3 protein-coding genes are annotated in these 15272 nt (G+C 60.9%); all 3 read left to right on the top strand.

The genetic code is table 11. The annotated features are described in order from the left end of the window. Positions 1-17: 17 nt before the first annotated feature. Positions 18-2402, top strand: a complete 2385-nt coding sequence (locus ACOX7T_RS12680) for a LuxR C-terminal-related transcriptional regulator (protein WP_433443319.1) — start codon at positions 18-20, stop codon at positions 2400-2402. Positions 2403-2509: 107 nt separating this feature from the next. Next, positions 2510-2755, top strand: a complete 246-nt coding sequence (locus ACOX7T_RS12675; RefSeq protein ID WP_433443316.1) for a hypothetical protein — start codon at positions 2510-2512, stop codon at positions 2753-2755. A 48-nt stretch (positions 2756-2803) separates the two neighbouring features. Further along, positions 2804-15205: an S-layer homology domain-containing protein gene (locus tag ACOX7T_RS12670; RefSeq protein WP_433443314.1), complete on the top strand. Its 12402-nt coding sequence runs from the start codon at positions 2804-2806 to the stop codon at positions 15203-15205. The last annotated feature ends 67 nt before the right edge of the window (positions 15206-15272 follow it).

Raw genomic sequence — 15272 nt, 5'->3', positions numbered from 1 at the left:
ACTGCAGAGGCCTTGTAATGGTGGAAGCACCGGCCGGATATGGAAAGACAACGGCCGTCCGGTGGGCCATGCGTGATGTACCTTCGGAGCAGATCCATTGGTTTACAGCGGTGAGCTGCCTTCAGGACACCAGCCTGGACTGGTTTATCCGGCAGATTGGACAGTTGGACTCGGACGCGGGCATTGCGCTTCGGCAGCTGGGATTTCTGAACCGGAGCAATGTCAGCATTGCAGCGGATATTTTGGCAAATCTCTATGTCCCCGAGCCCTGCTACCTGATTGTAGATAATTTTCAGTTCATCAGCGATAACTGGCCGCTGCCGCTCCTGCAGGCATTAGCGGATCGCAGAAGGGACGAGCTGCATGTCATCCTTATCTCCCAAAACTTCGGGAAGCTGCGTGCGGTTTTTGAAAATACCACCAATGTATGCCGCTTTTCCTCCCGGGATCTGCTGCTGAACCGGAAAAACATTGCGGAGTACGGCCAGCAGCTGGGGCTGAACCTGTCGAGACAGCAGACGGAAACCATCTACCGGAATACGGAGGGCTGGGCGGCGGCAGTGTCGCTGTATTTTGCTCACCTGTGCCAGGACGGCGGCGGTCTGCCGGAATTTCAGGATATGGACGCCCTTCTGCATGAGTTTTTCTGGGGAAAACTCTCCCGTGAGGAGCAGGATATGCTCCTGCGGGTGTCGGTGTTTGATTATATTCGGGATGAACAGCTGCCGGAGATTGCACCCGGCCAGGAGGCGGCCCTGAGCGGCCTGCTTGTGCGCATCCCGCTGATGCACCACGACCAGCGAGAGCGGACCAGCTATCCCCATGAGCTGCTGCGGCATTTCCTCCTGCGAATGCTGGGAAACACGCCTGCTGACTTCCGCAGCCAGGTCTACGAGTCTGCCGGTGAAATTTACCGCAGGGAGGGCAACAACAAAAAGGCGGTGGAGTGCTTTTTCCGGGCGGGAAATGACGAGAAGCTCTTCTCCTGCGAACTGACGGGACTGCTCAACGAGAAGTTCGGCGATACCAGCTATACCGTCCTTGCCCAGACGGTGCTGGAGCGCTGCCCCCGCGAGCTGCTGGCGGCCTGGCCGCTGTCCATGCTGCGGCTGTGTCTGGCCCTGTTCGCGGGCACTGATTTTGACGGCTTTGCCGCGGCGCTGGAGCGCTGCCATGACATTATCGCGGAAAACGGAGATCCCCAGCTGATGGGAGAGTGGCACATTGTGGCCGCCTTCCGTGAGTTCCCCGATATCGCCGGAATGAAAGCGCATTACCTGGCGGCGGACAAACTGATGACAGAGCCCTCCCGGATCTTTACGCCCAGAGAGCCCTATATGTTCGGCACACCCTCCATGTGGTATCTCTTCTACCGGAAGCCGGGCTGGATGCTGGAGACGGCTGAGGAGCTGCGGGACATGCTGGAGGTCTACAACCGCCTGACAAACCACCACGGCGCGGGGGCCTATGAGCTGTATCTGGGAGAGGCGCTGAGCGTACAGGGCAGGTTTGACGAGTCGGATATCTACGCCCACAAGGCGGCCATGCTCTCGGAGCGCTGGCAGAATGCCAGCGTGACCTATGGCGCAGCACTGCTGCTGGGCATCAACGCTATCTACCAGTCGGACATGATCTCCCTCCAGAAGGCCATTGAATATCTGGAGAACAAGGCCCTGGCCTATCCCTTCCTCCGGCACACGGCCATCAATACCCAGATGGCCGAGACCGTGCGTGGCTATCTCCTGGGCCTGATGATGGAGCCCGACCGCTCGGCTGAGTGGGCCCGGGGCCCGGCGGATATGCTCAACGACCTGACCTTTACCAACTTTATGGCCAAGACCAACCGCATCACCGACCTGATTCTGCGCAAGGAGTACAAGCGGGCCATCGCCAGCGTGGAGGCGTCCCTGTCTCTGGACAGCCGCCTCATCTCCCTGTCCACCCGCAACTTCATGTGCGTGGGTCTGGCGCTGTGCTATCTGGCCATCGGACTGCCCAACCGGGCGGCAGAGTGGCTGGACCAGTCCCTGACCCTGGCCGAGCAGGATAAAAACTATACCTTCCTGGCCTGCTTTAGAAAGTATCTGTCCATTTTGTTCCTGCTTCCGTCCATGAAGAAAAAGCACGGAAAGGCCATCCAGGAGATCAAGGCACTGGAGATCCACTATACCAAGGCGGAGGAGAGCCGCATCTTCTTCATGCTGGAGAAGTATCCGGAGCAGATGGGCGAACTGACCGAGCGGGAGCGGGAGGTGGCCCAGCTGGCGGCGGCCAGTCTGCGCAACAAGGAAATTGCCGAAAAGCTCTTCATCTCTGAGGAGACCGTAAAGAGCCATATCCGCAGCATCTTCAATAAAACCAATATTGACCGGCGCAGCCGCCTGGTGGAACTTTTGAAGTAAACAGGAAAATCCCCCCTTTGGGGGATGTGGAGCAGCATAGGATTTCTGTATGATAAAAATACGGAAATTCTATGCTGCTATTTTTTATATGGAAGGTGGGAAATACCATGGATGAAATGGGTGTCGTGCTGCAAGTGCTGCCCGGCTACCAGCTGAAGCTCAGCTTCCGCAATGGGAGCGAGGCGATTGTGGACATGAGGCACAGAATTCATGCCGTGCGGTTTGGCAGGCTGGCCTCACCTGCGCTGTTCCACGCCGCCAAGCTGGAGGGCAGCGAGGTGGTCTGGGATGATGGGAACCACTGTGTCCGGGCTTCGATTAATGAACTGCTGGACTCCATGCAGATGGATTGATGTGTACAAAATCAGGAGACAGGGAGATCGCATGAGGAGGAAATGCCTATGAGCACAAAAAAGATACTTCACCGGAGCCTGGCGCTGCTTCTGGCGCTGGTTATGACCATGGGTCTGGTGCCCCAGCAGGCGCTGGCCTATCTGGCCGAGCGTCCGGAGGAACTGTCCATTGTGGATAAGGACGGCAACACGGTGGCCGTGACGGAGGACTGGGAGACTGCCTTCCCCTACGGCACCTTTGCCTTTTCCGATTTCCAGGTGGTGGCGGAGGAGGGCGGCAATACCGCCGTCATCAAGGTCTACCGCCTGGGCGGCACCCAGGGCCGGGCTGTGGCCTACATCACCTATGAGCCCGCCCTGACCCAGCTGGAGGACGGCAGCGCCTCGTACAGCACGGCGGCCGGCTCCGACGACATCATCATCGAGGTAGAGAACCCGCTGCCCGGGACGGAGAACCAGCCCATCGGCCAGCCGCAGCCCCCCAGCCAGCCGGAGGAGCCGGTAAAGGTGGTGAGCACCGCCGCTGAGACTGACGTTATCCTGTCTATTGACGTGGAGGCCGAGTCCTACCAGTGGTATGTGCTCTACGGCGACAGCTGGGAAATTGTGGACGGCGCCGTGGACAAGGATTTTGTGGTGGCCCAGGAGGACCTGGAGAACTACGACTTCCGCTGCGTCTACACTGCGGACGGTGTAGAGTACTGCTCCGACAGCTATCTGGGCGTAGCCTACACCGTGGAAACGGAGGAAGAGCCTGTTCCGGCGGAGGAAGGGGAGCTTGACCTGCTGGTGGACCTGAACGCGGAGCCCACCTATACCCGCATCACCCCTGAGAATGCCGAGGACCCCTACTCCGGCTATGTCTTTGACATGACCTTCGCCGAGGGCGAGTGGGTGAAGGAGATCCGGATCACCGTGCCCGAGGATGAGGATGCCGAGGCCCTGAAGTTCGGTACCTTCACCATCGTGGACAACCTGGGCGCGTCCCTGTACGACACCGCCAACACCCTGACCCTCCAGGTAGTGGACAACGACGAGGCCGAGGCGAGCACTCTGGGCTTTGCCGTTACCGAGGTGCGGGCGGACAAGGCCGCCGGTACGGCGGAGCTGACCGTAGTGCGCACCGGCGGCAGCCAGACCATGCTCACCATCGACTACGCCACCGTGGATGGCACCGCCGTAGCGGGGACGGACTACGCCGCCGCCAGCGGTACGCTGGTGTTCTACGCCGACCGGAACGAGCAGGTGATTGAGGTCCCCCTCATTGACGACGGCGTGGCCACCGACGAGGAGAGGACCTTCCAGGTGGTGCTGTCCAACCTGAAGGGCGACGGCGATGGCTTATGCACCCTGGAGAGTACCGAGGCCGTGGTGTCCCTGTACAACAGCGGCGAGGGTACCGGGGAGCAGAACCTGGCCAGCTACCTCTACCAGAGCGACGTCACCGACCTGTCCGGCTCTGTCACCGAGTCGGAGAACGCCCTGGCCCCTGTGGGCGGCGGCGCGGTCACCGGCCAGCAGGTGGAGAACGAGGGCGAGGTGCTGACCGCCCAGATCGGCGGGGAGGACGGCGAGATCTCCCCCCTCAGCTACAATTACCCCAACAAGCTCACCTTCTCCAATGGTGGCTGGAGCCGGTACGAGAACATCCCTTCCAGCGGCTGGTCGGGCGGAGAGTCCTACGACGGCGGCATCTGGACCTACCGCAGCAAGGGAGCCGGCTCCGCCACCCTGACCTTTGATCCGCGGCTGTACTGCGGGATATCGGCCAACTTCAACTGGACGTGTTCCCTGGCCAGCGGCTGGACGCTGACCTTGTACGGGATGGAGTATACCTATCCATGGGCCAAGCTGCTCACCGCCGACGGCAGCCAGTGGGCCAGAACGGACAGCAGAGTCAAAGACAACGGCAGCTATTTTACCCCGTCAATCAGCTGGACCAAATCCACCGGGATATACAGTTCCTGGTCCATTGCGGACAATGTGAACCGGCTCCAGCTGGGTACCAGCCGCCATGACGCCCATGACTCCGAGGACAACGCGGAGGCCAACCTGAAGAGCGGAACACTGGAACGCCGCACCTTCGGCGGGGACTTCTATCTGCAGATCCACACCGCCAACGACAGCGGCGAGGGCAGCGGAAATACTCAGACCGCCCCGGAAGGCGCCGCCTCCCTCACCGAGAGCTCCGGCGTCTATGACTCCATGAAGCCTGTCATCACCATCCAGAGCGGCCAGGGCGGCGTGTCCAACGGCAAGCTCTTTGTGGGCACCACCCTGCAGGTGACCCTCCAGAACACCGCCAGCTATACCCCGGCCACTTCGGACAGCAGCCTCAGCTATGCCGTCTACCTGACCAGAGACGGCCAGGTGGTGCCCGCCAACATCACCAACAGCGGCAATACATACTACATTCAGCTGCTGTGGAACGGTATGACCGACGAACAGGTCAACAGCGGGGACTACACCATCAACGTGGTCATGACCCGTAAGCAGAACCTGGTGCTGGATATCAGCCCCTCCGTGCCCCGGCTGACCGATGAGAACGGCAACATCACCGCAAACATCGACACCAATAAAATCACGGACGCCGTCAATGACTTCTGGGCCAGCACCAACGGCGGCATCACCTACGGCTACTCGGACGAGAAGACCAGTGGCGCTACTATTACCTACGAGCAGAAGGAAGGCACCCTGACCAAGGATTCCGGCTTCACCCAGAGCAGCGCGGTGTTCACCAAGGCGGATCTGACCAACGTCCAGTGGATCAACTTCAACCTGCCTGCGGAGGACAAGATCGTCTACAACGGCCGCACCTACAACGGCAACGAGAAGATCTGGCTCAACGTGTCCGACCTTGCCACCTCCAACATGACCTTCTACTATTACGATTCTGAGTACCTCAGCGCCGTCAGTGTCATGACCGCCGCCATAGCGGAGGTGGAGCTCTTCCTGGACATGAGCGGCAACGGCATGATTGACGGCTACTACAATACCGAAACCGGCTACTTCATCGTGGATGAGAACTCTGAAGATATCAGCCTGGGCTTCCTGGACCCGGGCATGAGCTACAACGAGCTCTACTTCCAGCCGGTGCCCCTGGGCGAAGGTAAGTACGCCCAGTATTTCATGAAGGTGTACTACAACATGAACCCCCGCAGCCTGATTCCCGATGAGGGCACCGACACCAGTACTGTGGCCCAGGTGCTGCCCGCCTTTGTCAGCACCATCACCGAGGGAACCAGCTATGAGCTGCTCACCGAGGAGCAGAAGGCCTACCGCTATATCATCAGCGGAATGACCCAAATTGGCGCAGACGGGGAAGCGTTCCGCTCCTCGGACAACCATGTGATGTACGGCCCCGAAGCCAGTGCCCGTTCCATGGTGGACGTGCCTCTGGGCGGCGATATCAGTCCCGCAAAGCTCAACGACGACGGCACAGCCTACACCTGGACACCCAATTACCAGGGCAACCTGCTCTATCCCTTTGAAAATCCAGAGCCTATTATCATCGAAGAGAGCCTGGCGGGGCGCAATATCCCCATTGCGGAAATCAAGGGCTATGAGAACGGCCAGGTGGTGCTGGAGGAGGGCGGCGTTGACAAGCTCAACGGCTACCTGGGCTCCCTCACCGCCAACAACACCGTGGCCCTGGCCGTGCAGGAGCAGAAGGCCACCACTGATGAGATCGCCGCGGCCAACGGCGTGGATATTGACGGCGGAGATGTGGTCCTCCAGTCCGAGGGCAGCACGAAGGACTCCCTGGCCCCGGAGAGCGTGACCCCGGCGGACTCCAAGATCACGCCAGACGCCCGCCACCTCCAGGAGATGAGCTCCGGCGACGCGGCGGCCCAGGCCGGCGTTGATATGAAGGAAAACGTGGACTTCCCCTACTCCGAACTCAACCAGGACTTTGCGGTGGACCTGCCCTCCACGGAGATCGGCGTCACCGACTTTGCCAGCATCGTCATGGACGGCGACACGGTGGGCTTTACCATCGGCATCCCCATGGGCGGCTGGAACTCCAACGGTGACGCCGGCGCCGGCGGCGCCGGCGGCGGCGGCAGCGACTACCATACCGACCCGGGCGAGGCCCTCAAGAGCTCCGGCGAGACCATTGCCAACATGTTTAAATGGATTGCCCATCCCAGAAGCATGGCCCAGGAAGTGGATGACAGCTACAAGGCCACCAAGGACCAGCAGAACTGGTACAACCAGAAGATGGGCCAGGGCGAGGGCGTGACTGCCAAGGAGTTCAAGGCGGAATTCTCCATATCCGCGGCCTTCATGTTCAAGTACGACCCGGTGACCAACCACTACGAGTTCAGCCGGTTCGCCGCGGCGTTGGGCGTGGAGCTGGCCTTCACCTACAAGGCCCGGTTTACCTCCTGCCCCCTCATCTACCTCTATGTCACCGTCCATCTGGACGTTGAGTTCAGTCTGAGCGCCGATGTGGAGCGGGAGACTGTGGAGAAGGACAGCCTGATCCCGGCAGAAACGGGTATGGTGGAAGACACTGAGGGCAACCGCTATGTGAACCTGCCCAAGGGAACGTCCGTGGTGCTGAGCAAAACGCAGTACAAGGCCCTCAACCTGGACTTCGACGGCAAGGTGCTGCTGGAGGTCTATACAGACGCGGCCTGTAATACGCCGCTGGACGGCTTCCGGAAGGGCTATCTTTCCTCTACCGGCGATGACGATGTGCTGGTGGTGCTCAAGCAGACCAGTGACGCCACCATGGGCCAGGATGTCTATATCAAGCTCACCGCTCTGGCAGATACCAAGCTCTACGGGGCTGTGGAGGTGTCCAGCTCCCAGAACAAGTCCAGCTTCGGCAGCTTTGAGATCGCGCCGGAGCTCTACGTCCAGGTGGGCGCGGGCATCGGCATTGAGATTGTGAAAGCCGAGATCTATATCAAGGTCAACATCGGCTGCGCGATGGCCTTTGGAAACTACACCGGTGATGACTATGAGGTCTTCCGGCTCAGGACCTTTGACTTCGGCGCGGCTCTCGGTGTCAACGTGCAGTTCCTCCTCTTCAGCTATGAGCTGGAGCTCATCGGCATCTCCATCGGCTATGACTACGAAGGAAACCCCCAATGGACCTACAGCTGGTCGGCCCTGAACGGCGCCTACGGTGGAGAAGGCGACTTGAAGACGCTGTCCGAGGACGGAGGAAGCACCGGTGTGAAGGTCAGCCTGCCCGGCTCCTCGGCGGATACCCAGACCATCTATTCCACCACTGCAGGCAGCGACCTGGAGCCTCTGGCTATTGACCCCAACGACAAGGAGGTCCCCTTCCAGCTCTCCGGCTACAACAGCTCGGGTGACGCCTTCAAGCTGGCCGACGGTCTGGTTTCCGGGTATGACTACAAGGTGGTCACCGTGGGAGAGGACAACTACCTGCTCTACACCATCAGCCGTACAGACGCTGCTCACCCCGTGGACAACTCCATGCTGGTGCTCTCCCGCATCAAGCTGACCAGCACCGAAGGTGTGGACGAGTACGGCCTGGTGAATCCGGTGGATGAGGACGATCCCACCCCCTACATCATTGTGGACGACGACGGCACCGGCGACCTGGAGTTCACCGGCTGGGCGAATGGCGACACCATCCGCATCGCCTGGGTGAGCTATGCCACTGTAACAGGATCTGCCCCTACTGTGGGGAAAAAGCCTGATAGCGAGTGCCCGAACGACATGGATGAGAGCAACTATAAGGAGGTATACGCCGCTTTTGTGGCCACGAAGCCCGAAGCGGTACGAGACCCCGGAGAACCTCCTGTAGCCCCTGCGCGGAAGGACTACTATGTAACTGCAGATGAATATAACGCTATGACAGAGGAACAAAAGGCGCTGTATAATTCTACGGCTGATACGGAAACTGGAAATTACTTTGTCGTAACGTATACCTCCTATGCGGATGCTGAGGCAGCCTATGAGGCGAAGATGAAGGAATACGAAGCTGAGAATACCCAGTATGAAAAAGACAAGGCAGCATACGAGGAGTATCAATCCGCGCTGAAGACCTATGAGGAGAAACTGAAGGTCTATGATGAGTGGAAGGTATACTTCCAGTCCGTCACTGACAAAAATGCATATAACCAGGCGATTGCCGACGCGGCGGCCAAGAACACCGTGGTCAAGACCGCCAGCTTTGACACCAATGCCGGCGACAATAATGAAACTGCAATTGACCAGAAGAATGTGACCACCGTCAGCGCCATTCCGACCGAAGATCAACCGGGTAGCCACGTGTACCTCCCCGGCGGCAGCGATGACGGCAGCGTAATCATTTACGCCCAGGCCCAGCACTACACTGATACCACAAGCCTGGAGAAGGATTACGAGGCCTATCTCGAAAGCTTCTACCCCGACACCATGGGAAGCGGCGCCGCGTCCATCCGGGAATACCGTCTGACCTATCAGAAGGGCCTGTGGGACGCCTACGGCGAGGGCACCGAGCTCCACGCCGTGGTGGGCGACAAGAACGTGGGCATCGAGCTGCGTGCGGGCCAGGTGCTGGACAACATGGAGATCACCGAGATTGGCGACACCTACTACGTGGCCTACACCACCAGCCAGCAGACCTATATCAATGCTGACGGCAACACCACCACAACGGTCGGCGAGGCTACTGACCTGCTCACCACAAGGCGGCTCTACCTCCAGACTCTGACCGCTGACGGTGACCCCACCTGGGGCGAAGCCCTGCTGCTGCGCACCCTGGTGGATTATGACCGGAATACCGTCACAGATGGTGTCTATCAGGGAGGTTCCCTTACCGCCTACCAGGACCCCTACTTCTCCGACCTCCAGTTCCTCAACGGCAAGCTGGGCGGCCTGACCGGCACGGACGAGAAGTTTGATGTGGTCACTCTGGCCGACGACACCCAGGAGTTCCTGCTCTTTGAGATGAACGGCTCCACCTATGTCATCCCCCAGGCCGACCTGGAGAGCATCGCCGGAGAGACTCATACCGGCTCCATCATCCCCTTCTTCCAGCCGGAGAAGCAGACGGGCGCCGACGGGAATGAGGTCACCTCCAACACCACCGGCCGGTCCCAGGTCACCATCGGCGCCGACGGCGCGGGCAACATCTCCGCCGTCTATACCGCCAGTGTGAACGGCACCACCAACAACGCCCTGTACCTGGCCAAGTGGGACCCCAAGTCCCAGACCTGGGGCGAGGGCACCATGCTGGCCATGAACTACATGCAGGTGTATGAGGACGCGGTGGCTGACGGCCTGAGCGCCTCGGAGACCGAGCAGGCCTATCTGGGCAAGCTGGACGGCTATGACGGCGGCATGGACCAGTTCGTCTTCTCCGACCTGCAGATTGCCCTGGGCCAGAAGAAGACCGACACAGGTACCACAACCAGCGACGGTGAGCAGACCGTCCAGGCCAATGAGGATGGCGCCCAGAGCCAGGATACCCTGCTGGTGCTCACCAGCGGCGTCACCACCTACCTCAAGGAGTACACCTATACCGACGAAAACAATCAGCAGCAGACCGTCCTTATCCCCCAGAGCGACGAGGAGGCTCAGAAGGCGTATGCCGACGGCACGCAGACCAAGAAACCGGGTACCGGTATCTACGCCATCAGCTACGGCGTGGGCCAGAAGGAGCTGGGCAACGCAACCCTGACCTTCGGTGAGTATGACTTCACCGCAGGCAGCCGGCTGGAGGCCATCGGTTCCTTCCAGAACGTCGGCGACGTGGGCATCCGGGGCAGCGAGGCCAACCCCATCACCGTGAAGCTGATGCTCAAGACCAGCGAAAGCGCAGACCCGGTCACCCTGGCCACCTGGGAGATTACCGAGAACATCACTGCCGGTCAGACCGTCAGCCTGGTGGGTACCTGCGACGCCCTGACCCAGGACCTGCCCAAGGGCAGCGAATTCTACTTCGACCTGTCGGAGGACAAGGAATACTTTAAAGATGATGCATTCAGCGGCAGTACTGGCCCGGTTCTGACCGTGGAGGATAAGCCGGAGCTGGGCTTTGAGCACCTGAGCATCTCTTCCGCCAGCGTGGACGCCAGCGGCAACACCGTTCTGGATGTGAACTTCCAGGTGGGTAACCGGGGCAGCGCCACAGCGGGGGATGTATACGTCCAGTTCAGCTATGAGAGCGGCCGTGACGAGAACAACAACCCGATTTACACCCCGCTGGATATCACCAACAGCAACCTGACCGTCTCCAGGCAGGAGCAGCTTGAGACCCTGGCGGACAACAGTGCCGACGCTCAGAACGGAATCCTGCGGCTGAACAACGCTGAGGATGGCGATGACATCGCCTCCAATATGGGACGCACGGTGTCCGGTACCATTACCGTGCCGCCGTCGGTCTACAAGGGCGCCGAGACCGGCAGCCTCAACCTCCGGGTGGAGATCTTCTCCGCCGCAGACACTGATATGATCCGCGGCGCCGACGGACTCATCACCGCTGACCACGGCGAGTACAACACCGGCAACAACACCCAGATTACCGCGGTGGAGCACAAGACCTACTTTGACACTGCCGACAAGATCACCCTGGCCATGGGCAACACCATGCGCCTGCCCGTGTCCATCGCCACCAGCACCGGTAAGGACCCGGCCATCCAGGTGACCGAGGTGCCCGACACCCAGGGCGGCGCCAAGAACCTGGGCGTGCTCTACTACCAGCAGAGCGGCACTTCCGGCACAGGCAACACCCAGGGCGTGCTGGTGGTGACACCCTCCCGTGAGGGTACCGGCGTCCTGGAGATCAAGGACCAGGCCACCAACACCATCCACTCCATCACCTATGAGGTCACCGCGGAAGGCGAAGGCATCAACGTCTTCAAGGACAACGGCCTGTTCACCTTCTACAATGCCGACAGTACCGAGTACGACGAGACCGCTGCGGCGGGCACCCAGGACTGGAGCTTCAACGGCGACATCATGACCTGGGGCACCGGCAGCGGCGCCACCCGGCCCTATCTGTCCAACCTGGCCAACGGCAAGGTGGGCGCCTACTTCACCTTTGACACCGTGGCTGAGTCCATCGACTTCAGCTTCAACGGCAAGATCAGGGTGAGCAGCACCTACCCCGGCTTCCAGGCCAGGGAGATCACCTGCACCGGCGGCACCGAGAAGACCAGAGTCACCTTCGGCGACCTGGGCCAGACCCACACGGTGACCGTCACCGTGCTGGACAACGGAGATACCAATCCCACCGCCGACTTTGACGTGATTGTGGAGCAGTTTGTGGGCAATCAGCCGCCCGTACCCGCGGCCGACGCCACCTCGCCTCACATCTACTGGAACCGCAGCTTCCCTGATACTGCGTCTCTGAAGACGGGCAGCGGCAGCGTGGACCTGACCCTCTACATCCTGGACGACACCGGCCTGGCCACCCTGACGGTGAACGGCGTGACGCCCACCATCAGCGAGCGCGGCGACAACTACTGGGAGGCCGACGTGACCGTCTCGGAAAACGGCACGCTGAAGGTGGAGGCCATGGACACCGCGGGCAACCGCACCACCCAGACCATCACGGTGGACTGGTTCAACACCACCGTGACCGTCAGCACCGTCAGCACCGCCCCTGACGTGAGCGCCGACTTCTACAAGAACGGCAGCCAGAATCCCATGGACGGCAACGACTATGTGACTGCTAGCGACAACGTGGTCGCCAAGGCCAGCTCCAACACGGACGACGTGACCTTCAGCGCCCAGCGCCTGACCATCCTAGAGACAAAGGAGGGCGGCACAGAGCTGGACGTGGCCGAGCTGGAACCCGTGAAGGACACCACGGATTCCTTCGACGCCAAGGCCAACGGCTTCTATCTGGTGAAGGCGACTGCCGAGGATGGCAGCTGGAGCCAGGTGGTGCTGGAGATGACTCAGGTGGATACGGACCTGCCCAGAGCCACCTTGAACGCGACAACTGCGATTGACGGCACAGTGTCCCTCTCCTGGCTCATCAGCAAGGAAAAAACCAATCTCTCCCCCATCACCGAGGCGGCTATCAACGGGTATAACGTGTTTGTACCCGCAGAGATGGCAGGCCGCACCTCCGTGGGCGGCAGTCTGCCTATCCTGTATGGCGGCAGCTACATCCTCACCGGAAAGGACGCGGCGGGCAACACAGCCAGCCAGACCATCACGGTGGACGGCCTGCCCATCCAGGCGGCCGAGGACTTTGTCACCGTGGTCCACGCCTGGAACCAGGACCGGAACAACGGCGTCATCACTGTGGACTCCACCAGCTTTACCGGCGGCGTCTACGATGCCACCAAGAGCACCCCGGCCAGTAACGAGTACGCCGGCCGCTATGAGGCTCTGCTGACCCCGGCGGAGGAGATTTTCGACGCCGAGGCCGTGCGGCAGGAGCTGCTGGACCAGTACAAAGAAGATTATTTTGAGCAGCACCCGGACGCGGAGCCCGACGACCCCAACGCTATTATGCCGGAGGATGAGCTGAACGCCGCCCTGGCAGAGCGCGAGGCGGAGGCTATGGCCACCTGGAAGACCCAGGTGATGGCGGCAGACAGCACCGCAAGCTGGATGGAGCTCACCGACAGCAAGAGCTTTGAAAACCTGGTGCCCGGCAGCTATGTCCTGCTTATCCGGGACGCCAACGACAAACAGAATGAGGACGTGACCATCCAGCGTACCCTGACGGTAAATGACGAGGCCATCGTCATGACCGCTGAGAGCGAGCCTGAGCACAACGGCACTCAGGACGGCGTCATCACCGCCCAGGCACAGGGCGGCCGCCTGAACTACGGCACCTATCAGTTTATTGCCCGGCCCGTTGAGATTCCGGAAGGAAAAGAGGAGCCGGAGCTCATGGATGTGAGCAAGCTGACTGACCCGCTGGATGAGGAGACCTACCCGGCGGAAAGTGGCTGGACCACGCCGGTCTGGCAGACCTCCGACCTGGCTTCCAGCTCTCTGTCCACCAGCATTTTCTCCGGCCTGCGTTCCGGCTGGTACCAGGTTGCGGTCCGCACAATGGAGGACGTGACCGCCGCCGAGATGCGGACGCTGATTGACCTCTACCAGGATTACCTGGCAGCCCAGGCCCGAGTGGAGGCGGCGGAAGTTGCCCTGACCGAGAGCAGCCTGAGTGACGCCGCGTACCAAAAGGTCCAGCGTATCACCGAGGCACTCCATGACTGGCAGGAAGCTGCCCTCGGGGTGGAACAGGACAATGCCTGGGCGCAGTACCTGGCACTGATTGATAACAGCGAGGATATTCAGGACCTTCTGGATGCCTGGGCCGCCGTCAGCTATGAGGACGGCGCCGAAAAGGACGCCTATGACGAGGCGGTCGCTGCCCTGGCCCGCCAGCAGGCCGAGACCGAGGCTGAGGCGGAGAAGACCGCCGCCGAGGCGGCTCTGCCCGGAATCGAGCAGGCCTATACGGACGAGAAGGCCAGGCTGGAGGCCAAGGCCGACGCGGCTTACGCGGCCGATGACGGCCTGTGGGACAACGCCGCCACCATGCTCATTGAGGTGAAGGCGGAGAACACCTACGTCTCCAACAAGATTGAGATCTACGACCTGCGCTACGACCGGGAGAACAATCTGGTAAAGGTCCACTTCACCTCCTACAAGAAGACCCTGAGCGACGGGGCGGAGAAGCGGCTGATTCAGGACAATGAGACCATGGACATCCTGGCGTACAGCAACAAGATGGAGGTCTTCATTCCCGCCGGAACCCTCAGCGAGGGCGATGACCTTATGGCCATGCTGATGCCCTTCCCTGACCTGCCCCAGGACGGCGAGTATCTGGTGCAGTACACCGACGCGAGCGGGGAGACCCATCCGGTGGCCTGGAGTCTGGTGACTCCCGGCAAGGTGTACTACCTGGCCACGGAAGTGGGCGAGTATGCCATCGTGGCGGCGGACGAGACCTTCACCGATGTGTCCGAGGGCTTCTGGGGCGAGGAGGCCATCTCCTTCGCGGCGGCCCGCGGCCTGTTCCAGGGTGTGGGTAACGGCGAGTTTGACCCCAGCGGCACCATGACCCGCTCCATGCTGGTGACGGTACTGGGCCGTCTGGCCGGTATTGACCCGGCGGATTACAGCGGCCAGAGCGCCTTCTCCGACGTGGACCCCGACGCCTGGTATGGCCCCTATGTGGCCTGGGCGGCGGAGACCGGTGTGGTTCAGGGCGTGGGCGGCGACCGGTTCGCCCCCGACGACCCCATCACCCGGGAGCAGCTGTGTACCATGCTGGTCCGCTATCTGGACAGCGACGGCATTGAACTGCCTGAGCTAACCAACCCGGCGGCTTTCACCGACGAGGACGAAGTGAGCGGCTGGGCCAAGGAGGCCGTGGAGCGCTTCCGTCAGCTGGGCATTGTGGAGGGCTCGGACACCGGCGCCTTCCTGCCCAAGAACAACGCCTCCCGCGCGGAGGTGGCCGCGGTGTTCCAGCGGCTGATCACCACCATTCTGACCAACATTTGACCATTTGCCCCTTCGGCGGGAGGTGCCCCAGCGGCGCTTCCCGCCAAAGGCGTATTCCGGGAAGGAG

The organism is Pseudoflavonifractor sp., from assembly GCF_050943825.1.
Lineage (GTDB): Bacteria > Bacillota > Clostridia > Oscillospirales > Oscillospiraceae > Pseudoflavonifractor.
The sequence above is the reverse complement of the archived record's forward strand: the minus strand, read 5'-3'. Positions and strand labels throughout refer to the sequence as shown.

Coding starts and splice junctions, on each gene's coding strand:
- ACOX7T_RS12680 (WP_433443319.1), top strand. CDS start 18: ATGGTGGAAGCACCGGCCGGATATGGAAAGACAACGGCCGTCCGGTGG.
- ACOX7T_RS12675 (WP_433443316.1), top strand. CDS start 2,510: ATGGATGAAATGGGTGTCGTGCTGCAAGTGCTGCCCGGCTACCAGCTG.
- ACOX7T_RS12670 (WP_433443314.1), top strand. CDS start 2,804: ATGAGCACAAAAAAGATACTTCACCGGAGCCTGGCGCTGCTTCTGGCG.